Annotated in this window: 21 protein-coding genes and 1 pseudogene; 12 read left to right on the top strand and 10 right to left on the bottom strand. The window is 60.4% G+C overall.

Going from position 1 to position 21274, the window contains the following annotated elements:
• Nucleotides 1-10: 10 nt before the first annotated feature.
• From ACVHNU_RS08085 to ACVHNU_RS08095, 3 genes and pseudogenes are all read right to left on the bottom strand, one after another.
• Nucleotides 11-246, bottom strand: a pseudogene (locus ACVHNU_RS08085) (DUF4822 domain-containing protein); the annotation flags it as partial.
• Between the two features lie 357 nt (nt 247-603).
• Nucleotides 604-1128: a cysteine hydrolase family protein gene (locus ACVHNU_RS08090; protein WP_473019399.1), complete on the bottom strand. Its 525-nt coding sequence runs from the start codon at nt 1126-1128 to the stop codon at nt 604-606.
• A gap of 223 nt (nt 1129-1351) precedes the next feature.
• Nucleotides 1352-1735 carry a tautomerase family protein gene (locus ACVHNU_RS08095; RefSeq protein ID WP_473019400.1) on the bottom strand — a complete coding sequence of 128 codons (384 nt, stop codon included), beginning with the start codon at nt 1733-1735 and terminating at the stop codon, nt 1352-1354.
• A gap of 178 nt (nt 1736-1913) precedes the next feature.
• On the opposite strand from ACVHNU_RS08095, the gene ACVHNU_RS08100 reads away from it, so the two are divergent.
• From ACVHNU_RS08100 to ACVHNU_RS08115, 4 genes are all read left to right on the top strand, one after another.
• The gene (locus ACVHNU_RS08100; RefSeq protein WP_473019401.1) at nt 1914-2159 is read left to right on the top strand and encodes a hypothetical protein; all 246 of its coding nucleotides are present in this window, start codon (nt 1914-1916) and stop codon (nt 2157-2159) included.
• A gap of 49 nt (nt 2160-2208) precedes the next feature.
• The gene (locus ACVHNU_RS08105) at nt 2209-2379 is read left to right on the top strand and encodes a hypothetical protein (RefSeq protein WP_003224087.1); all 171 of its coding nucleotides are present in this window, start codon (nt 2209-2211) and stop codon (nt 2377-2379) included.
• A gap of 253 nt (nt 2380-2632) precedes the next feature.
• Nucleotides 2633-3913 (top strand): HAAAP family serine/threonine permease, encoded by a 1281-nt coding sequence (locus tag ACVHNU_RS08110; RefSeq protein WP_041067380.1) that lies wholly within the window; start codon nt 2633-2635, stop codon nt 3911-3913.
• An 81-nt stretch (nt 3914-3994) separates the two neighbouring features.
• The gene (locus ACVHNU_RS08115; protein WP_400498948.1) at nt 3995-5641 is read left to right on the top strand and encodes a SulP family inorganic anion transporter; all 1647 of its coding nucleotides are present in this window, start codon (nt 3995-3997) and stop codon (nt 5639-5641) included.
• 73 nt (nt 5642-5714) lie between these two features.
• On the opposite strand, the gene acnB is transcribed toward ACVHNU_RS08115, so the two are convergent.
• On the bottom strand, nt 5715-8324 hold the full coding sequence (acnB, locus tag ACVHNU_RS08120; RefSeq protein WP_045122402.1) for a bifunctional aconitate hydratase 2/2-methylisocitrate dehydratase: 2610 nt from the start codon (nt 8322-8324) through the stop codon (nt 5715-5717).
• Nucleotides 8325-8791: 467 nt separating this feature from the next.
• On the opposite strand from acnB, the gene ACVHNU_RS08125 reads away from it, so the two are divergent.
• On the top strand, nt 8792-9262 hold the full coding sequence (locus ACVHNU_RS08125; protein ID WP_003224096.1) for a DUF1289 domain-containing protein: 471 nt from the start codon (nt 8792-8794) through the stop codon (nt 9260-9262).
• A 111-nt stretch (nt 9263-9373) separates the two neighbouring features.
• On the opposite strand, the gene ACVHNU_RS08130 is transcribed toward ACVHNU_RS08125, so the two are convergent.
• Nucleotides 9374-10237 (bottom strand): universal stress protein, encoded by an 864-nt coding sequence (locus tag ACVHNU_RS08130; protein ID WP_473019402.1) that lies wholly within the window; start codon nt 10235-10237, stop codon nt 9374-9376.
• Between the two features lie 159 nt (nt 10238-10396).
• Here ACVHNU_RS08130 and ACVHNU_RS08135 point away from each other — a divergent pair, with 159 nt between their 5' ends.
• The 3 genes from ACVHNU_RS08135 to ACVHNU_RS08145 all read left to right on the top strand — a co-directional run bounded on the left by ACVHNU_RS08135 (nt 10397) and on the right by ACVHNU_RS08145 (nt 13147).
• Entirely contained in the window at nt 10397-11005 is a 609-nt protein-coding gene (locus tag ACVHNU_RS08135; protein WP_003224098.1) for a MiaE family protein, read from the top strand.
• Between the two features lie 147 nt (nt 11006-11152).
• Nucleotides 11153-11860 (top strand): response regulator, encoded by a 708-nt coding sequence (locus tag ACVHNU_RS08140; protein ID WP_045122404.1) that lies wholly within the window; start codon nt 11153-11155, stop codon nt 11858-11860.
• Nucleotides 11861-13147, top strand: a complete 1287-nt coding sequence (locus ACVHNU_RS08145) for an ATP-binding protein (RefSeq protein WP_473019403.1) — start codon at nt 11861-11863, stop codon at nt 13145-13147.
• 118 nt (nt 13148-13265) lie between these two features.
• On the opposite strand, the gene ACVHNU_RS08150 is transcribed toward ACVHNU_RS08145, so the two are convergent.
• Complete coding sequence (locus tag ACVHNU_RS08150) at nt 13266-13754, bottom strand: GFA family protein (protein WP_226501701.1); 489 nt, start codon at nt 13752-13754, stop codon at nt 13266-13268.
• A 210-nt stretch (nt 13755-13964) separates the two neighbouring features.
• On the opposite strand from ACVHNU_RS08150, the gene ACVHNU_RS08155 reads away from it, so the two are divergent.
• The 3 genes from ACVHNU_RS08155 (at nt 13965) to ACVHNU_RS08165 (ending at nt 17170) form a co-directional block, all read left to right on the top strand.
• Nucleotides 13965-14849, top strand: a complete 885-nt coding sequence (locus tag ACVHNU_RS08155) for a LysR substrate-binding domain-containing protein (RefSeq protein WP_473019404.1) — start codon at nt 13965-13967, stop codon at nt 14847-14849.
• A 99-nt stretch (nt 14850-14948) separates the two neighbouring features.
• Nucleotides 14949-16070 (top strand): agmatine deiminase, encoded by a 1122-nt coding sequence (gene aguA, locus ACVHNU_RS08160; protein ID WP_003224105.1) that lies wholly within the window; start codon nt 14949-14951, stop codon nt 16068-16070.
• 2 nt (nt 16071-16072) lie between these two features.
• Nucleotides 16073-17170: an extracellular solute-binding protein gene (locus ACVHNU_RS08165; protein ID WP_473019405.1), complete on the top strand. Its 1098-nt coding sequence runs from the start codon at nt 16073-16075 to the stop codon at nt 17168-17170.
• A 172-nt stretch (nt 17171-17342) separates the two neighbouring features.
• On the opposite strand, the gene ACVHNU_RS08170 is transcribed toward ACVHNU_RS08165, so the two are convergent.
• From ACVHNU_RS08170 to ACVHNU_RS08180, 3 genes are read right to left on the bottom strand one after another with little or no spacing between them, the layout of a single operon-like run.
• Nucleotides 17343-17972 (bottom strand): DNA-3-methyladenine glycosylase family protein, encoded by a 630-nt coding sequence (locus ACVHNU_RS08170; protein WP_473019406.1) that lies wholly within the window; start codon nt 17970-17972, stop codon nt 17343-17345.
• A 1-nt stretch (nt 17973) separates the two neighbouring features.
• Nucleotides 17974-18771, bottom strand: coding sequence for an isocitrate lyase/PEP mutase family protein (locus ACVHNU_RS08175; protein WP_103485704.1), 798 nt, complete (start codon nt 18769-18771; stop codon nt 17974-17976).
• A gap of 31 nt (nt 18772-18802) precedes the next feature.
• On the bottom strand, nt 18803-19885 hold the full coding sequence (locus ACVHNU_RS08180; RefSeq protein ID WP_103485705.1) for a bifunctional transcriptional activator/DNA repair enzyme AdaA: 1083 nt from the start codon (nt 19883-19885) through the stop codon (nt 18803-18805).
• Nucleotides 19886-19993: 108 nt separating this feature from the next.
• Here ACVHNU_RS08180 and ACVHNU_RS08185 point away from each other — a divergent pair, with 108 nt between their 5' ends.
• Complete coding sequence (locus ACVHNU_RS08185; RefSeq protein ID WP_473019407.1) at nt 19994-20407, top strand: VOC family protein; 414 nt, start codon at nt 19994-19996, stop codon at nt 20405-20407.
• 3 nt (nt 20408-20410) lie between these two features.
• Here ACVHNU_RS08185 and ACVHNU_RS08190 read toward each other — a convergent pair whose 3' ends face one another.
• Nucleotides 20411-21031, bottom strand: coding sequence for a LysE family translocator (locus ACVHNU_RS08190; protein ID WP_103519744.1), 621 nt, complete (start codon nt 21029-21031; stop codon nt 20411-20413).
• Between the last annotated feature and the right edge of the window lie 243 nt (nt 21032-21274).

Genomic DNA, 21274 nt, shown 5'->3' on the forward strand with positions numbered 1-21274 from the left:
GACTCCTGGATTATTGTTGGGTGGCGGACTTTGTCTGGACCGTTCCGATATAAGGCGCATGAACAACGTAGATCCGTACAGGCGGATTCTCATTGCGCATGTCGCGTGACACTTCCCGGTGATAAAGAAATAACCACCACCGCCGTTGTTGTATTTTGATTCGCCCGTATCGGTGTGGAAGAACTCATAACGATTGCGTTCGGGATCCCATGTCGAGATTCCCACTACGCCCGGGTAATTCGCTTTGCGTTCTTTGATTCCCTGAACTCAATGCCAGAAAAATATAGGCCCGTAGTTGTGAATTGTTCAATGGCTGAGTATTCGCTTGTAACAAAGAGTTGTTATTTTGCCTTGCGTAACGTTTTGTTCGATTTGTTTTTGCTGGTTTAGGTTGTAGGAGTTATCTGAAATCTCGGAATGAATTTAATTCGGCATGGGCGTTAGATGAAATCAATGCCCAGAACTATGGGCGGTCGTCGGTTATTGACTTCGGTGAACGCGGATCGACATTAAACATCCTTGTAGGAACACCGATGCAGTTACAAATACTGCATTGACGTAACCGCACTAAAGTGAAGCGACGTCAATTCTCAGGGAGGCGGGTCAGAACGTCACGTCGGCACTGTTGATCAACCGGGCGAAGGCAGCGCCGAGGGTTGCGTTGTGGTGATCGATGATCGCCTGCGCGGCGAGCGCGGGGGTGTCCATGCACGTGTGAGCGTCGGCCACGAGCACGGGTTTGAAACCGAGGTCGGCAGCGGCGCGGCAGGTGCTGTCGATGCAGAACTGGCTTTTCATTCCGGCGATATACAGGTCATTGATCTGCGCCGATTCGAGTCGGCGCGCCAGGTCCGTGCCGTGGAAAGCATTGGGGCGGGATTTGTTGAAGAGGGTATCGACTTCTGCATCCAGCTCCAGTGCCGGCAGCAATTGCCAGAATGGGCTGCCCGCAGCAATCGGCGAACCTTCCGGCCCGGTGTGGCGCACGGCGAAGATTGGCACGTGTTGTTGGCGAGCCAGAGCAATCAGGCGTTGGATATTGGCGAGGAGGCGTTCGCCGTCATGGGGTTTTTCCGGGCCATGGAACAGACCGACCTGCATATCGATGATCAACAGTGCTGCGGACATGGTGTTTCTCCTTGAGTGACTCACTGGTTTGCAACAGCAGCCGCACGGACGGGAGAAACAACAAGGCCCCGTCCATTGCTGGCGGGGCCTTGGGTTTGCTGCGCGGGTTTTACCTCATGCACAAACACCACGACCCGCCGGTGGCGGTCGTGGTGGTGGTACGGGTGAGGTGCAGCGCGCAAACGTTCATGTGGCCGATGATGCGGGGGCCCTTGGCGGGCTGTCAACTGGCGTATTGGGCGATGCCGTTGCCGAACGACCAGTTCTCTTTTTTGACCTCAACCAGATTGATGAACACGTCTTCCAGACGAATGCCCAGATGGGTGTTCAGGTTCTGGGCGATGGTCTGGTACAGGGCTTTTTTCTGCTCCAGGGTCCGGCCTTCATTGAGGGTGATCTGGATGATCACCAGCTGATCGGTGCGCTGGATGCCCAGGTATTGCGGGTCGAAGATGAAATGCTCGCCGTCGTGCTCGTTGAGGACCTGAAAGTTATCGTGCTCCGGGACGTTGATGGCGCTGCGCATGGCGGCGTAGATCTGTTCGCCGATGCGTTTGGCGAAGGTGGGATCGGCGTGTTTTTTGATTTCGACGCGGACGAGGGGCATGGGCAGAGACTCCGTGGGGCAGGGGACTCCTCTCACGCTAGAGCATGTCGGCCAAATTGAAAGTGTGGAGTGATGAATTCGCCGCTGTTTTTGTATGAGGCTGCCTACAATTTTCGCGGATTTTGCCTACGAATTTGGCAGATGCATCTGCTATCGGAATGGTGATGAACGCGAAATCATGTGGGCACAAAGCAGCCCGGGCAGGGACTGCCAGCAGCCAAGGAAGGCGAATGCTCAAGACGATCTTGAAAATCTGGAACTCGACAGGCTGGAGAATGAGTCAAGAAAACTTGTGGCCGAAAGGAAAAAGCTCTTGGCGGAGGAAAAAAAGCTTAATAGAGAGACAAATTTATATCCGCTTGCGGTAACAGCTGGGGTGGTGACAGCAATCACCGCAGTAGCAGGTGTTTTCTTCAAGTTTTGATTGTTCGTTCCACAACCGTCCGACCAATGATCCAAAAAGGAAAATCCACATGAGTACCTATGACCGCAAAGCCAGAATGGAAGAGCTGGAACGTGAGCACGATGAGTGGGAAGAAAGAATGCGTATTAAAAACAAGGGCGATATGTACCCAATCTGGGGATTGTTGGCGTTCGGCCTGTTTTGCATGTCACTCGGATTTCTCCTGGCTCGATCGATCTGATCAAGTCCTGTCGTTCGAATTGGCGCTGAAACTAGCCGGAAAACGACATCTCGCGTATCCGTAGCCGACAGGATTTTTCCCGAAAACTACAACCCGCTGATCTGCTCCGTACAACCATTCCTCAGCTAAGTCTTTGCTTCTGCTCATTTATCGCGGAGAATCGCGCCCCTGTTTCGGCCGGAGCATGTCTGTCGGTTTTTTCCGACGCGTCCTGACCGAGTGGCAAGTGACCGGAATGCGGAGATCCGACCGGATGAATGATCAGGCCAATAGCGTCGACGAACGCTATGAAGCGGCAGCACCAGCTGAACTGTCGAGCTGGAATCGCCATGACACCACGTGGATGTTGGGACTGTTCGGGACGGCCATTGGCGCCGGTACCCTGTTTTTGCCGATCAACGCCGGTCTAGGGGGCTTCTGGCCGCTGGTGATCCTCGCGCTGCTGGCCTTCCCGATGACCTTCTTTGCCCACCGAGGCCTGACCCGCTTCGTACTCTCTGGTCGCGAAGGCGCGGACATCACCGACGTGGTCGAGCAGCATTTCGGCATCAAGGCCGGCGCGCTGATCACCCTGCTGTACTTCTTCGCCATTTTCCCGATCCTGCTGATCTACAGCGTCGGTCTGACCAACACGGTCGCCAGTTTCCTCGAACACCAACTGCACATCACGCCGCCACCGCGCGCGCTGCTGTCGTTCGTGCTGATCCTCGGCCTGCTGGCCGTGGTGCGTTGCGGCGAGCAGGCGATCGTCAAGGCGATGAGCCTGATGGTGTACCCGTTCATCGTTGCGTTGCTGTTCCTCGCGGTGTACCTGATTCCGCACTGGAATGGCGGCATTCTCACCACCGCTTCGCAAGTACCGGCGCCCTCGGCGCTGCTGCACACGCTGTGGCTGGCGATTCCGGTGATGGTGTTCTCGTTCAACCACTCGCCGATCATCTCGGCGTTTGCGGTGGACCAGAAGCGTCGTTACGGGGTCAACGCTGACCAGCGCAGCTCGCAGATCCTCTGCCGCGCCCACCTGCTGATGGTGGTGATGGTGCTGTTCTTCGTCTTCAGTTGCGTGCTGACCCTGTCGCCGGAACAACTGGCCGAAGCCAAGGCGCAGAACCTGTCGATCCTGTCGTACCTGGCCAACCACTTCAGCAATCCGACCATCGCTTTCGCGGCGCCGTTGATTGCGTTCGTGGCAATCTCCAAGTCGTTCCTCGGCCACTACATCGGTGCCAGCGAAGGCCTCAAGGGCCTGATCGTCAAGAGCGGCAAGCGTCCGGGCGCCAAGGCGCTGGACCGCATCGTGGCGGCGTTCATGCTGGTGGTGTGCTGGATCGTCGCGACCCTGAACCCGAGCATCCTCGGCATGATCGAGACCATCGGTGGCCCGGTGATCGCCGCGATTCTGTTCCTGATGCCGATGTACGCGATCCGTAAAGTGCCGGCGATGGCACGCTATCGCGGTCAGGCGTCGAACGTGTTTGTCACTGCCGTAGGTCTGGTGGCGATTTCGGCGTTGATTTATTCGCTGACGGCGTAAGCCAAAGCTCCAGATACTCAGCTACAGTGGCCGCTGTGCGTGATGCGCACAGCGGCTTTTTTTTCGTCTGGAGACAGTGGATTGTCGAGCGCGGCCCAACCTGTAGAACCACCCAATCACTGGCAGGACATCCTCGCCGGTCTGTCGATTGCCGGTCTGTTGTTGCCCGAAGCAGTCGCTTATTCCACCATCGCCGCGCTGGCGCCCCAGGCCGGGGTGATAGCCTTGTTTGCCGGGTTACTCTGTTATGGGCTGTTTGGCACCAGCCGTTTTGCGATTGTTTCGGCCACTTCTTCCTCGGCGGCGGTGTTGGCGGCGGCGACTGCAACCCTGGCCAATGGCGACCCGCAGCTGCGTTCTGCGCTGGCCATCGGGCTGGTACTGGTCAGCGGTGGGTTGTTCTTGCTGGCCGGAATATTCCGCTTGGGCACTGTCACGTCGTTTATCGCCAAGCCGGTGCTGCGTGGGTTTGCCTTCGGCTTGGCCCTGACCATCATCCTCAAGCAGGTCGCCAGCGTGGTCGGCGTGCATCTGACCGACGCCAATCTGGTGCGCTTCGCCCCGCAATTACTCGAACAACTGCCGCAATGGAACTGGCCGGCGGCGGCTGTCGCAGCGGTGGCGTTGCTGCTGTTGGGACTGTTTTCGCGCTTTCCACGGGTCCCCGGTGGTTTGCTGGTGGTGGTGATCGGCATTGTCGCCGGGCAATGGCTGAACCTGCCGGCTCATGGCGTGAGCATGATCGGTTTAATCGACCTGAGCCTTGAAGTGCCGAGCCTGCCGGTGTTGCCGTTTGCCGACTGGCTGCGGCTGGGTGAGGTCGGGTTCGCGCTGGTAATGATTCTGTACGCCGAGTCTTACGGTTCGATCAGCTCTTACGCGCTTAAGCACGGTGACCGTGTGACCTCCAACCGTGATCTGCTGGCGCTGGGTGCCTCGAATCTGTTGTCGGGATTGTTCCATGGCATGCCGGCGGGGGCCGGGTATTCGGCGACGTCGGCGAACGAGGCTGCCGGGGCGACTTCCCGCTGGGCCGGTGGCGTCGCGGCGCTGGTGGTACTGGTGATCGTGCTGACGGTACTGCCGTGGATTGCTCTGACGCCGGAGCCGATTCTGGCGGCCATCGTGATTCATGCGCTGGCGCGGGGCTTGAGTCTGCAGCCGCTGGGGCGCTATTTCGTCTGGCGCCGGGATCGGGTGCTGGTGTTGTGCGCGGTGGGGGCGGTGCTGGTACTGGGCATTCTCGACGGGTTGCTGGTGTCGGTGGCCATCAGCGTGCTGCTGATGCTCAAACAGATGTCGGCGGCGGACATTCAGGTGCTCGGGCGGATCGACGGCGGGCATGATTTTGTCGATCTGCAACGTCACCCAACGGCGACAACCGAGCCGGGAGTGTTGATTGTGCGGCCCAGTGAGGCGTTATTCTTCGCCAACGTCGAGCGGATTCTCGGTGCAGCGTTGCGCCTGATTCGCCATTCGGAGGCGCCGGTGCACACGGTGATCCTGAGTCTGGAGGAAACTCCGGACCTGGACGGCACCAGCATCGAGGCGATGCAGGAGTTTTTCCTGCGGGTGCATCAGGAAGGCAAGCGGTTGATTCTGGCGCGGCTCAAGCATGAGGCACTGGCGGTGCTGGAGGCGTTGCCCGAAGTGCAAGCAAATGGCGTGACGCTTAGCGGGCTGAGCGTTGATGGCGCGGTCCGGCAAGCCCTCAAACTCAACACTTAACCCCCGGTATTCCAAGGTATAAAAAAACGCCGCGCATCTCACGATGGGCGGCGTTTTCTATTGCTTTGTAACGTTAGGCTTGAACGACCGGGATCTTGGCGTTCGCAGCTGCTTCACGGAACTCGGCGATCTGGTCGAAGGACAGATAGCGGTAGACATCGGCCGCCATGCTGTCGATCTTGCCAGCGTATTCCATGTACTCCTCGACGGTCGGCAGGCGACCCAGGATCGAAGCCACGGACGCCAGCTCGGCCGAAGCCAGGTAGACATTCGCGCCGTCGCCCAGACGGTTCGGGAAGTTACGGGTCGAAGTCGAGACCACGGTGCTGTTCGGCTCAACGCGTGCCTGGTTACCCATGCACAGCGAGCAGCCTGGCATTTCCATGCGCGCGCCTGCTTTGCCGTAGATGCCGTAGTAGCCTTCTTCGGTCAGTTGGTGAGCGTCCATCTTGGTCGGCGGCGACAGCCACAGACGGGTAGGCAGCTGACCCTTGACCTGATCCAGCAGTTTACCGGCAGCGCGGAAGTGACCGATGTTGGTCATGCACGAACCGATGAACACTTCGTCGATCTTCTCGCCAGCAACGCTGGACAGCAGACGGGCGTCGTCCGGATCGTTCGGTGCGCACAGTACCGGCTCGTTGATGTCGGCCAGATCGATTTCGATGACTTCGGCGTATTCGGCGTCGGCATCGGCTTCCATCAGCTCAGGGTTGGCGATCCAGGCTTCCATCGCTTGCGCGCGACGTTCCAGGGTACGTGCATCGCCGTAGCCTTCGCCGATCATCCAGCGCAGCAGGGTGATGTTGGACTGCAGGTACTCGGTGATCGACTCTTTCGACAGCTTGATGGTGCAACCGGCAGCCGAACGTTCGGCCGAGGCGTCGGACAGTTCGAACGCCTGTTCCAGGGTCAGACCTTCCAGGCCTTCGATTTCCAGGATGCGGCCGGAGAAGGCGTTTTTCTTGCCTTTCTTCTCGACGGTCAGCAGACCGTTCTGGATGGCGAAGTAAGGAATGGCATGAACCAGGTCACGCAGGGTGATGCCAGGTTTCATTTTGCCTTTGAAGCGCACCAGGATCGATTCCGGCATGTCCAGCGGCATGACGCCGGTGGCAGCGGCGAACGCGACCAGACCGGAACCGGCCGGGAACGAGATGCCCATCGGGAAACGGGTGTGCGAGTCACCACCGGTACCCACGGTGTCCGGCAGCAGCATGCGGTTCAGCCACGAGTGGATGATGCCGTCGCCCGGACGCAGGGAAACGCCGCCGCGGGTCATGATGAAGTCAGGCAGGGTGTGGTGGGTGGTCACGTCGATCGGCTTCGGATACGCCGCGGTGTGGCAGAAAGACTGCATCACCAGGTCAGCGGAGAAGCCCAGGCACGCCAGGTCTTTCAGTTCGTCACGGGTCATTGGACCGGTGGTGTCCTGAGAGCCCACGGTGGTCATCTTCGGTTCGCAGTAGGTGCCAGGACGAACGCCTTGGCCTTCTGCCAGACCGCAAGCCTTGCCGACCATTTTCTGCGCCAGGGTGAAGCCCTTGGTGCTTTCAGCCGGTGCTTCAGGCTTCTTGAACAGATCGAATGCTGGCAGACCCAGTTCGGCGCGAGCCTTCTCGGTCAGGCCACGGCCGATGATCAGCGGAATACGACCGCCGGCACGGACTTCGTCCAGCAGCACAGGGGTCTTCATTTCGAAGGTGGTGATGACTTCGTCGGTACCGTGCTTGCAGACTTTGCCTGCGTGCGGGTACAGGTCGATCACGTCGCCCATGTTCATGTTCGACACGTCGAACTCGATTGGCAGTGCGCCGGCATCTTCCATGGTGTTGTAGAAGATCGGAGCGATTTTGCTGCCGAAGCAGAAACCGCCAGCGCGCTTGTTCGGCACGTAAGGGATGTCGTCGCCGAAGAACCACAGGACCGAGTTGGTCGCGGATTTACGCGAGGAACCGGTACCGACCACGTCACCGACGTAGGCGATCGGGAAGCCTTGTCCGCGCATCTCTTCGATCTGCTTCATCGGGCCGGTCTTGCCTTGCTCGTCCGGAACGATGCCGTCACGAGCCATTTTCAGCATGGCCAGGGCGTGCAGCGGGATGTCAGGACGCGACCAGGCGTCTGGCGCAGGGGACAGGTCGTCGGTGTTGGTTTCGCCGGTGACCTTGAACACGCGCAGGCTGATCTTGTCGGCCAGTACCGGGCGCTTCTTGAACCACTCGCCGTCAGCCCAGGATTGCAGCACGGCTTTGGCGTGAACGTTGCCGTTCTTGGCTTTTTCAGCCACGTCGTGGAAGGCATCGAACATCAGCAGGGTGTGCTTGAGTTCTTCGGCAGCCACTGGCGCCAGTTCGGCGTTGTCCAGCAGTTCAACCAGGGTCACGATGTTGTAGCCGCCCTGCATGGTGCCGAGCAGTTCTACAGCGCGCTTCTTGTCCAGCAGAGGGGAGGAGACTTCGCCTTTGGCCAGGGCCGACAGGAAACCGGCTTTGACGTAAGCGGCTTCGTCCACGCCTGGTGGTACGCGATTGGTGATCAGGTCAACGAGGAAAGCTTCTTCGCCAGCCGGAGGATTCTTCAGCAGCTCGACCAGGCCTGCAGTTTGTTCGGCGTTAAGCGGCTGGGGAACGATACCCAGGGCTGCACGCTCTTCGATATGTTTGCGGTAGGCTTCAAGCACAGTTATTACCCTCATCAGTGGTCCCAAATGGGTGTCCGGGACGCTCGTCGCGAAATGCTCGTACTCATGCGCTGCGCGGCGTTGTGGGCCGCTTAGCCAGAATTACCGACCATTCCTTACAGAAGCTGCTTTCAAAGTTTTACGCCTGCAGAACGGGGAGCTGATGAGGGTTGGCGTTGGGCTTTTCCCCGCTGGAAAAACCCTTCGCCAACACCGCTCTGAAGGAACGACTGTGCTCGTGACGCTTTGAAAACAGCTTCTAACGGACATTGGCGCCTTAAAAGGCTGGCTGATTCTACGGCAAAAAAAATTTAAAGGTAAGTCGCGCTCTATTGGACTTTGGTGGCGTTGTGCGCAGGTGAGTCAAACCGCGAGCCAGCGCTTGCCCCTGACGTTTGAGGGGTGATCAATGCCCGACAAAGGGCTAACATGCCGGCCTGTTCCGCGTTTCAGTGTTTTGCCAATTTATGCCCAATCAGACCATCAAGACCCCCTGCGTCGGCCTCTGCTCCACTGTTTACGGAGACCTGGTGTGCCGTGGCTGCAAGCGTTTCCACCACGAAGTGATCCACTGGAATGGTTACGGCGAGGAGGAAAAGCGTGCGGTGTGGTTGCGGCTGGAGCAATTGCTGTCACAAGTGATGGCCAGCAAGGTCGAGATCTTCGATCCGGCGCGTCTGCGCCTGCAACTGGAACAGCGCAAGATCCGCTTCGTGCCGCATCAGTCGGAGTATTGCTGGGCGTATCAGCTGATTGCTCGCGGGGCGCGGGTGATCATTAATCTGGAAGCCTACGGGATGGTGTTGCTGCCGGAGTTCCGCGACTGGAACCTGCCGGAATTGCGTGATGCCATTGATCGGGAATTCTTCCTGCTGTCGGAAGCGCATTATCAGCGCTACATCGCTCCCGGTTTCCTCAAGGACGCCTTTGGCGCCTGAAGATCAAAAGCTTCGCGAGCAAGCCCGCTCCCACAGGGATTTTGTGTTCGACATCAATCCACTGTGGGAGCGGGCTTGCTCGCGAAGAGGCCGTTTCAGGCACCGCAACGCTTAATGCTTCACCGCCAACTCCACCAGATGATCCTCAACCTCCTGCGGCTTGAGCACCAGCACATCGCTTTCCAGCGCATCCAGCACCACTTCGGCGGTATTGCCGATCAATGCGCCCGACAACCCGGTTCGCGCCACGGTGCCGATCACCGTCACCGCCGCCTGCAGCTTGTGCGCCATGAACGGAATCAGCACGTCCGCCGGGCCTTCCTCGATGTGCAGATGCTCGTCATCCACATCGAATTCAGCCTGAAACGCCTTGCACTGCTCGCGGTACTTCGCCTCGATCGTCGACTTGAGCTGGAACACCGGATCCGCCGAGGACAGCATCGGCGACGGATGGGCCGTGATGACATGCAGATGTCCCTTGGCGAGGCGCGCGATGTCGTAGCCGTGATCGATGATCGTGGTGTGCAAATGCCGGTGCTCGCCATCGGCATTGCCCACATCGACGGCCGCCAGAATCACCCGGTCTTTCCACGGTGTGCTGGTTTTCACCAGCAGTACCGGGGCCGGGCAGTGGCGCAACAGTTTCCAGTCCGCCGGCGTCAGCAAAGCCTTTTTCAGCGCACTGTCGGGGTAGTGCTGTTTGACCACCAGCCCGCAGCCTTCGGCCTGCTGCACATCGATGATGGTTTCGTGCAGGCTCTCGTTCCACGCCTGTTCGGTGGTCACGCTGTAGCCATCGGCGATCAGCGCGGCTTTGAGTACACCGAGCATGGCAGCGTGGTCGTGCTTGCGGTCGCACACCAGCAGGTGCAGATGGGCCTGCGTCACACCGGCGATCAACTTGGCGCGCTTGAGCGCCAGGCTTTCCGAATGTTCGGGGTCGATGACCACCAGAATGCTGCGAATGGCTTGCATGAGCGGAGTCTCCAGCAAAGAAAAGGCACGGCGTAGCACAACTATAGTTGCTGCTCATGTGCCCGCGACTTGATGCATATCAACGCCTGCGACTGGTGGTCTGCGGGCAGGCCGGTATAATCGGCGGCCTTTGCTCGTACACCTTTTACCGTGAGCCCCATGATCCTTCCCGAAATCCACGAATTCCTTGGCTGCCGCACGCCCGACGCCTGGGTCCAGGCGGCACTGGCCGATCAGGAAACCCTGCTGATCGACCACAAGAACTGCGAGTTCAAGGCCGCCAGTACCGCGCTGAGCCTGATTGCCAAGTACCATTCCCACGTCGACCTGATCAACATGATGTCGCGTCTGGCCCGGGAAGAACTGGTGCACCACGAACAAGTCATGCGCATCATGAAGCGCCGCAAGATCGAGCTGCGCCAACTGCACGCCGGGCGTTACGCGTCGAGTCTGCGCAAAGTGGTGCGCAGCCACGAACCGGTGAAACTGGTGGATACGCTGGTGGTCGGCGCATTTATCGAAGCGCGCAGTTGCGAGCGTTTCGAAGCGCTGGTGCCGCATCTCGACGAAGAACTCGGCAAGTTCTATTTCGGTCTGTTGAAAAGCGAGGCGCGGCATTTTCAGGGTTATCTGAAACTGGCCTACCAGTATGGCGACGCGAAGGACATCGCTCAGGTGATCGACAAGGTCCGTGCTGCCGAGCAGGAGCTGATCGAGTCGCCGGATGAAGAGTTCCGCTTTCACAGTGGTGTGCCGGCTGCGGCCTGAGACACAAACTGTTAAAAACTCTTAAGAGTATGAAATATCACCGAAAACCGGCCCCTGCGGCCGGTTTTTGCTGCCCGAAACAACGCCTCGGCGGCGATTGCCGCCATACTGTCGCCCACTTCACACATGGGTTGGCAGACGGTCGTTATGGATAACCTGGGTTTTGGCAAAGTCCTGCTGGTCGAAGACGACGAGCGTCTGGCCACGCTGATTGCGCACTTTCTCGAACAGCATGGCTACGAAGTGCGCGCGGTGCATCGCGGCGATCTGGCGGTGGCCGCGTTCCTCGAGTTCCAGCCCAAAGTGGTGGTGCTCGACCTGATGCTGCCGGGGCAGAGCGGCTTGCACGTGTGCCGGGAAATTCGCAGTGTGGCGGACACGCCGATTGTCATCCTCACCGCCAAGGAAGACGATCTCGACCACATTCTCGGTCTGGAATCCGGCGCCGATGACTACGTGATCAAACCGATCAAACCGCCGGTATTGCTCGCTCGGCTGCGCGCCTTGCAGCGGCGCCAGGTGCCGGACAGCGGCGTGGTCAGCTCGCTGGAATTCGGACGGTTGAGCATCGATCGCAGCTGCCGCGAAGTGCGTCTGGCCGGCGAGATCATCGAAATGACCACCATGGAATTCGAGCTGCTGTGGCTGCTGGCCAGCGCCGCCGGCAAGACCCTGTCCCGCGATGACATCCTCAATCGCATGCGCGGTATCGCTTTTGACGGGCTTAACCGCAGCGTCGACGTGTACATCAGCAAATTGCGTAACAAACTCAAAGACAATCCCCGCGAACCGGTGTGCATCAAGACCGTGTGGGGCAAGGGTTACCTGTTCAATCCGTTCGCGTGGGAGCTGTAAATGCTGCGGTTATTCCTCGGGCTGTTTCTGGTGATGACAGTAGGGCTGGTTCTGGCCCTGCAAACCGTCGAGCACACCTTTAACGCGTTGCTCGACAATCAGATGCAGGCCTACAACCGTGAGGCGGTGCGCGGTCAGGCGTGGTCACTGGTCGAACACATGCGCGATCAGCAGGGTGCGGCGCGTGAGCAACAACTGGAAGCATTGCGGCCGCACTACGGTCTGTCGCTGAAACTGGTCGAGGCCGATCAACTGGATCTCAGCCCCGAGGAAAAGGAAGAACTGGCGCAGAACCTGTTGGTGATTCGCGACAACTACACCCAGTTCATCAGCAACATCGACGGTGGCTCGCAACTGCTTAGCATCAAGCTGCCGCCCGAGCCGAGCCTGATGCCGTTCTACATCGCGGTGGCTTACGCGATGCTCGCAGTGCTGATCGGCATCGTCCTGTTCTTCTGGGTGCGCCCGCACTGGCGTGATCTGGAAAAACTGCGTCTGGCCGCCGAACGCTTTGGCGACAACGACCTGTCGGTGCGCATTCAACTATCGAAACGCTCGAACATCCGCGACCTGGCCGAACACTTCAACCTGATGGCGGCGCGCATCGAGAGCCTGATCGCCAATCAGCGCGAGCTGACCAACGCGGTGTCCCACGAACTGCGTACGCCGATTGCGCGATTGTCGTTCGAACTCGACCAACTCAAGCAACAGCCGGACGCCAGTCAGAACCGCGAACTGATCGCCGACATGTACGCCGACCTCGGCGAGCTGGAAGAAATGGTCTCCGAGCTGCTGACCTACGCCAGCCTCGAACGTGGCGCGACGGTGATCAAACGTGAAAACATCCAGGCCGCCAACTGGCTCGACAGCGTGGTCGGCAGCGTCGCGCTCGAGGCGGAAGCGGCGGGGGTGCAGTTGCTGATCGGTGATTGTCGGCTCGACACCGTGCGCATCGAGCCGCGGTTCATGGCGCGGGCGGTGATCAATCTGCTGCGCAACGCCATTCGTTATGCCGAGCAGCGAGTCGAAGTGACGCTGGTGCGCAGCGGCGATTACTACGAAGTGCGGGTCAACGACGACGGTCCGGGTGTGCCGGTGGAAGGTCGGGAGAAAATCTTCGAACCGTTCTCGCGGCTGGATGCCAGTCGCGATCGGCGAACCGGTGGTTTTGGCCTGGGGCTGGCGCTGGTGCGGCGGGTGTCGCAGTCCCATGGCGGGCAGGTCGAGGTCGGGGAATCGGCTTGGGGTGGGGCGTCGTTTCGGATGACCTGGGCGCATCTGGACTGATTTGGGTTGGCAGGTTGGGCCCCATCGCGAGCAGGCTCACTCCTACATTTGGAATCCATTCCTTTGTAGGAGTGAGCCTGCTCGCGATAGGGCCATCAATCACAGCGCGAAACTATGCTCATTTGACCAACCCCAACCGCTCATGCCACTGCGCAATCGACTCCTCGGGATACACCGCAAACTGCTTGTCCTTGGGTTTCGCATCCACCTCGACCCAGGACGCCTTCGACCCGAGCATCAAATGCGTGTGCTCCGGCGGCACCGGCAGCGGCGTATCGATGGCCGAAGCGAATGGGTGAATCAGTTCCGGCCATTCCGGGCTGAACAGCCACAAGCCACTGCCGCACTGCGAACAGAAATGCCGCTCGGCTGTGCTGCGATGGGCACGTTTTTCGCCTTCTTCCTTCATCTTCGCGTGGTAGATCGAGATGTGCTTGCGACCCTGGACTTTCAGACTGGCCGCATCGCCGCCGAGGTTGATCGCGTAACCGCCACCGCCCTGGGTCTTGCGGCAGATCGAGCAGTAGCAGCGTTGATAAGGGTAGGGGTGGGCGCTGGTCAGACTGAAGGTGACGGCGCCGCAATGGCAGGAGCCTTCGAGGTGCATGAGGGGCCTCCGGTTGGCTGAAGGGGGTGCGGTTGAGCCTAGAAGGTTTTGCAGTGTTTGTTCTGGTGCCATCGCGAGCAGGCTCACTCCTACAATTGGAATGCATTTCAAATGTAGGAGTGAGCCTGCTCGCGATGAACGATAACTCGGTCGCACTGGACGCCTGCTCAAGGCCCGGTCAGCATGTCCCCAAAAAAGGCACCCCAACCCATGCGAAGACTCCCCTCACTGGCCGCCCTGCGAACCTTCGAATGCGCCGCCCGCCACGCGCATTTCGGTCGGGCCGCCGCCGAGTTGTGCGTCACCGACAGCGCGGTCAGTCACCAGATCCGTCAACTCGAAGATCAACTCGGCGTCTCGCTGTTCATCCGCGAAGGCCGGCAGATCCGCCCGACCATCGCCGCCGGACGCCTGATGCAGAGCCTGCAGCAGGCCTTCGAACTGATCGGCGAGGCCTGCGATGAACTGCGCGATCCATCCTCGCTGGCGGTCTTGCGCCTGGCGGTCACCGCCGAACTGGCGCAGAAGTGGCTGATGAACCGCCTCACCGATTTTTACGCACGCTATCCGCACATCACCCTGCATCTCTACGAGCAGCCGATTGACGCCAGTGCCCCCGGCGAAGACATCGATCTGGCGATCACCTACGGCACCGGCCCAGTGGACAGCAGCGCCTATTTCGTGCGGCCGTTGCCGGCGCTGCAATTCTTCCCGGTGTGCAGCCCCGGACTGTTCAACCAGGGCTCTCTGAAAGCCCCGAAGGACCTGGCCCGTCATTGCTTGCTGCACGACGATCAGGACGGCAAGACCTGGACCGCCTGGCTCACCAGTCATGCCGGCGATCTGCGTCCGCAGCGCCAGTTGTATTTCGCTCACGCCGGTCTGGCGCTGGAAGCGGCGGCGCAGGGGCAGGGCGTGGCGATGGGCGACAACCTCACCGCGCAGGAGGACTTGCTGAGCGGACGCCTGGTGCGGCCGTTCGCGTCAAGCATGACCGCGCTTGGCCAATACGCGCTGGTCTGCGAGCGACTGCGCCTGGAGCGTCCGGCGGTGGCGCAGATGCTCGAATGGTTCAACGATCAACTGGCCGATTGATGAGTTCAATTCAACTGTTCCGCAATAATCATCGTTGGCGGGCCAGCCGTCCGCGACCGTAGCCTGTGGTCATTCCCAGCCCCAAGATGAGGTTTGATCATGGCACGTTTGCTCGACTCCACCCCAAAACACGACGGCTTTCGTCTGCCCGGCGAATTCGAAGCCAAATCCGGTTGCTGGCTCGGCTGGCCGGAGCGCACCGACGTGTGGCGCAACGGTGCGAAACCGGCGCAGAAAGTCTGGGTACAGATTGTCAGCGCCATCGCGCAGAGCGAACCGGTCACCGTGTGCGCCTCCGCTGCACAATTCGCCACTGCGCGCCGCCAGTTGCCACCGCAGGTGCGCGTGGTCGAGATGACCTGCAACGACACCTGGTTCCGCGACAGCGGTCCGTGTTTCGTGGTCAACGACCAGAGCGGCGAAGTGCGTGGCGTCGATTTTGAATTCAACGCTTACGGCGGCCTTGACGGCGGCCTGTATTACCCGTGGGACAAGGACGACCAGATCGCCAGCAAGATCCTCGAAATCGAACGTTTCGACCGTTACCGCGCACCGCTGATTGCCGAACTCGGCGGCATCCAGAGTGACGGCCAGGGCAGCATCCTCACCACCGAACAGTGCCTGCTCAACCGCAATCGCAACCAGCATTTGGGCAAGGACGAAGTCACTCGGCGCCTGACCGATTACCTCGGCGCCGAGCAGGTGATCTGGCTGCCACGGGGCTGCAAGTTCGATGAAACCGATGGCCATGTCGATGATCTGGCGTGCTTCGTACGCCCGGGCGAAGTGGTGCTGCAATGGACTGACAACCGCGATGATCCGCAGTGGGAAATCTATCAGGAGGCCTACGACATTCTGCGCAGCACCCGCGACAGCCGTGGTCGCGAGTTGATCGTGCATAAACTGCCGCAACCGGACGTGCTGGAGTGGACTGCCGAAGAAGCCGAAGGCCTCGATCAGCAGGACAGCACGCACACCCGTCAGGCCGGCACCCAAATCTGCGCGTCGTACATCAATTACTACGCCGGCAACAGCTCGATCGTGGTGCCGCTGTTCGGTGATCGCAACGACCAAGTGGCCCTGGCGACCCTCGCCGAACTGTTCCCGCAGCACAAGATCGTCGGCATCGAAAACTCCCGGGAAATCCTCCTCGGTGGCGGTAACGTTGCGTGCATCACCATGCCGCAATACGCCGGCGCGCCTCACAAGAAGGGGGTGTGATGATGGGCCTGCACAAACTGACTCAAGCGTTACTGCTGGTGCTTGCACCCCTGTGTGTGCAGGCCGCCGACACCGCAAGACCGGTGGTCAACCTGTACATCTGGGGCGAGTATCTGGCCCCGGATACGCTGAAGAATTTCGAGGCGCAGACCGGGATTCATGTGGTCGCCGATCACTTTGATTCGCTGGAAACCGTGGAGACCAAACTGCTCACCGGGCGCAGCGGTTATGACCTGGTGCTGACCGCCGGTCAGCACCTGTCGCGGGCCATCGAGAGCGGTGCGATCCAGCCGCTGGACAAGGCGCGGGTGCCGCATTTTTCCGGCGTCGGTGAAGAGTTCCGTCAGCACATGGCGGTGTTCGATCCGGGCAACCGCTTTGCTGGAATCTACGCTTGGGGCACGACCGGCGTCGGTTATCAGGAGCAGGCGATCAAGCAGCGTCTGCCGGAGGCGCCGACGGACAGTTGGGCGATGCTGTTCGATCCGGCCGTGGTCTCTAAATTTGCCGATTGCGGGGTGAGTCTGCTCAACGATCCAAACGAAGTGTTCGCCGCAGTCATGAAGTACCTGGGCCTGGACATCAACCGGCAGAACCTTGATGACCTGAAGCTCGCCGAGCAGCAACTGGCGAAGATCCGCCCGTACATTCGCTACTTCGACAACGACCTGAACATCAGCGACCTGGCTAACGGCAACACCTGCGTGGCGATGTCGTGGAATGGCAACGTGGCGATTGCAGCAGGGCAGGCGCAAGCGGCGAGCAAGCCGTTCCAGCTCAGTTACCGCATCCCGAAGGAGGGCACGCTGATCTGGTTCGACGCCATGGTCATTCCCAAGGACGCGCCGCATCCGCAGGCCGGGCTGGCGTTGATGGATTACCTGATGACTCCCGAGGTGATCGCGCCGATCACGGACACCATCCACTACGCCAATGCGATCACGGCGGCGGATGCTTTGGTCGATGCCTCGATCCGAAATGATCCGGGGACGTATCCGTCGGAGGCGGTGCGGGCTTCGCTGTACAGCAAGAATGACAATGGCAAGGCGTTCAACCGGGCTTTGATTCGGGCGTTCAGCAAGTTGAAGTCTGGCCTCTGAAAAGCCAACCCTCACCCCAGCCCTCTCCCGGAGGGAGAGGGAGCCGACCGAGGAGTCTTGCGTAATACATCGACCTGAAAATCCGGGGCGACTATGGATTCACAGCCGCTATTTCAGGTCGGCGGATATCTCAAGTCTCCCCCAGTCAGTTCCCTCTCCCTCCGGGAGAGGGCTAGGGTGAGGGCAGCGGTTTTGGCATGCGCCACAAATACCACGCCGCCACCGTCCGATACGGACTCCACGCCAAGCCGATTTCGATCATCTGCTTGCGCGTCGGCTGCACCGCCAGCCCCTTCAAGCGCCGATAGCCCTCGCGCACGCCAAAGTCATCCGCCGGCAAAATATCCATGCGTTCGAGGCTGTAGATCAACAACATCTCCACCGTCCAGCGGCCAACCCCGCGCAGGCTGACCAGGCGTTCGATCAACGCCTCGTCGTCCATCGCCAGCGCGGTGGGGTAATCCGGCACCACGCCGTCCAGCGTCGCCTGGGCGATGCCCTGAATAGTCGCAATCTTGCCCGCCGAAAAGCCGCAGCCGCGCAACTGATCGAAGTCGGTCGCGAGAATCTGCTCAGGCCGGGGAAACGTCTGCCCAGGAAACAACGCCACCAGGCGCCCGACAATCGCATCCCCAGCCTTGGCGTGCAGCTGCTGATAGGCAATCGCCCGCACCAGCGATTCGTAAGGATCACGCGTCGGGTGCGGTTGATGCAGGCAAGGGCCGATGGCTGCAATGTGTCGCTGCCAGCCCTCGTCGAGCGCGGCCAGAAACTCGCTGGCCGCCTGATAACGATCCAGCATGCTATTTCAGCAGGCCGTTGACTTCGCCGTAGGTCAGCGCCTTCAGGTCGTGGGTGTCAAGCTTGCCACTGGCGAGGAAGCTCTTCACCAGCGAACCCATCGCGCCATAAAGGAATTCGGCGATGCCGGAACCGGCACTCAAGCGGCGCACGCCCAGGGCTTGCAGCTCAGTCGGCGAGGGCAGGCAGGCGAAGCCGAGCACGTTCACCGGCAGTGACGTGCCCTTGCAGATTGCCTCGATTTCATACGCAGCAGTCACGCCGGCAGCAAACAGGCCATCGGCCCCGGCCGCCTGGTACAACGCCGAACGGCGCAGGGTTTCGGCGACGCGATCCTCGGCCGGTACCAGACTCTTGAGGTAGACGTCGGTGCGCGCGTTGATGAACAGCTTCACCTCGCGCTTGCGGGCGACTTCGCGTGCCACTTCGATCTTGCGCACCAACAGTTCCGGGGCGCCGCTGCCGTCCTCGATATTGATCCCGACCGCACCGGCAGCGAGCACCGCGTCGATGACTTCGGCCACGCGCCCGAGGTCATCGGAATAACCGGCCTCGATGTCCACGCTCAACGGCACCTTGATCACACGGGCGATGGATTCCACGGTCGAAATCAGCCGTTCGAGGGGCAGGGTATTGCCATCCGCATAGCCGTGCGCCCACGCGACCGCCGCGCTGCTGGTAGCGACAGCCTTGCCGCCCGCTTGCTCGACCAGCCTCGCACCGGTGGCGTCGGCGACGTTGGTCAGGATCAGCAGGCCATCCTGGTGTAACTGGTGAAACCGAGTGTCGAGCGCGTTCATCGAAATCCCTTCTTGTGAGTGGTGCAAATCTTCAGAAAGCCAGTGGTTGCGTGAGCTGCACCGCAGCGTTTTCCAGCCGCAGCAGAAACGCCTTGCGCGGCTGCCCACCACCATAGCCGGTCAGCGAGCCGTCCGCACCGATCACTCGATGGCATGGCACCACGATCGCCAGCCGATTGTGCCCGTTGGCCAGCCCCACCGCGCGACTGGCGCCGGGTTTGCCCAAACGTGCGGCGAGGGTGCCGTAGGTGCTGGTGTGTCCATAAGGAATGTGCAGCAGTTGCTCCCAGACTTGCCGGTCGAACGCGCTGCCGGGCAGGTGCAGCGGCACGCTGAACAGAGTGCGCGTCCCGGCAAAATATTCGTTGAGCTGCTCTTCGATCTGCTGCAAATGCGCGTTGTGCCCAGGCGCGACCACGTAGCCATGGCGGGTCTGTAACGCTTCGACTTCGCGGGTCAGCGCCGGGCGATCGAGAAACTCCAGCAACACCAGTCCGCGCCGTTCGGCCATGGCGATCATCGGCCCCAGCGGCGTGGTCAGGCGGGTGAACAGCAGCGGCTCACTGTTGGCCGCGCGCCCCGGGGTGATGTGGAACGACTTTTGGAACGCATCGCGAAAACCGCTGAGCGATTCGTAGCCTGAGTCGAACGCCGCATGGTCAATCGAGGTGCCTTGGCGAATCCCGCCCAGCGCCATGCCGAGCCGGCGGGTGCGCAGCCACGCATGGAAGGTCATGCCGAAATGCTGCTTGAACCAGCGCCGCAGTTTCAGCGGTTCAATACCTTCGGCCAGCAACTGTGCATCACTCCAGCGCACCTCCGGGTCGGCATCGACGGCTTTCAGCAGGCGCTGCACCCAGTCGGGGGCGATGGCGGCGGCGTCCAGCGGTTTGCAGCGCAGACAGGCGCGGTAACCGGCGGACAGGCACTCATCGGCATGGGCGAAGAACTCGACGTTCTCCGGTTTCGGCTTGCGCGCCGTGCAACTGGGGCGGCAGAAGATCCCGGTGGTTTTCACGGCCGTGAAGAACACTCCTTCGTAGGCAGTGTCACGTTCGAGCATGGCGCGAACCATCTCGGCGTGGGGCGGCAGCAGTGCGGTTTGTATGTTCATGGCCTGAGCTTAAATCCAGGATTTCGATGGCTCCACCGAAAAATCGACAGTGAATTTTTTCGATTCTGCACCACAATCAGCGGGTCGCCGATTCGATGGAGCCAACCCATGCAGCCGTTCATCATTCAACACCTCGATCACATCGTCCTGCGGGTCGCCGATCTGCAACGCAGTATCGATTTTTACGGTCAGGTATTCGGTGCCGAGGTGGTCAAGCACAACGACAAAATGGGCCTGGTGCATTTGCGCGCCGGGACCTCGATGATCGACCTTGTCGACCTGCAGGGTGAGCTGGGCAAGAAGGGCGGCGGGGCGGCCGGCACCGAACGACGTAACGTCGATCACTTCTGCCTGCGCATCGAGCCCTTCGACGAACCCGCGCTGACCCAACACTTGCAGGCACACGGCCTGAGCGTTGAAAAAGCCACCAGACGCTTCGGCGCCGAGGGCTACGGTCTGTCGCTGTATTGTTTCGACCCGGACGGCAATCAGGTCGAACTCAAAGGGCCGTCAGAGGCCTAGGCCTCACGCCCGTTTGGCCATCAACAGCACCGAAGCCGCCGCCGACAACAGCCCCGCGCAGCAACGGTTGAAGATCCGCTTGCCGCGCGGCTCGGCGAACCAGCGGCGCATGTGCAGGCCCATCCAGGCGTAGGCGCCGATGGCGATCCATTCCAGCAGCAGGAACAGCGCACCGAGCACGGCGAATTGCGCCGGTACCGGACGGCTCGGGTCAACGAATTGCGGCAGGAATGCCGTGAACAGCAGGATCGCTTTCGGATTGCCCGCCGCCACCAGGAACTCCTGACGCGCCAACCGCCAGAACCCCACCGACGCTCCCGCCACCTGCTGCTCGGCCTCGGGGTTGGCACGCCACAGTTGCCAGGCGAGGTACAGCAGGTACGCCGCGCCAATGATCTTGATCGCATGGAACAGCCATTCCGAGGTTTGCAGCACCACCGACAACCCGGCGCCGGCGAGGGCGATCATCCCGGCGAACGCGATAATCCGCCCGACGCCGGCCGCGCAGGCCCGGCGATAGCCATAGCGGGTGGCATTGCTGACCGACAGCAGGTTGTTCGGCCCGGGGGCCATGTTCAGGGCGAAACAGGCCGGGAGAAACAGTGACAGCGTGGCGAGGTCCATGGGCTTGGGCTCCAGAAGCGATGACGCTTTTTTATCACAGGCTGCGGGCGCGCTGACCCGTACAGTCACGCGGTGCTGTCGCGGTACAGCCTCGATAACTCCCTTAGTCGAGTCGAACTTTTCCGATTTTGCGGAACTCTGAAAGGTCAGAAGCCGATGGTTTCGTCCGAAAAAAACTGTGCGCCAGGTCAGAAAAGGCATTTGCCGTGTAGTATCCGTCCAACGTTGCAAGCACCCCGCATG

The sequence above is a fragment of the Pseudomonas sp. Ors-4-3C genome (assembly GCF_055755035.1).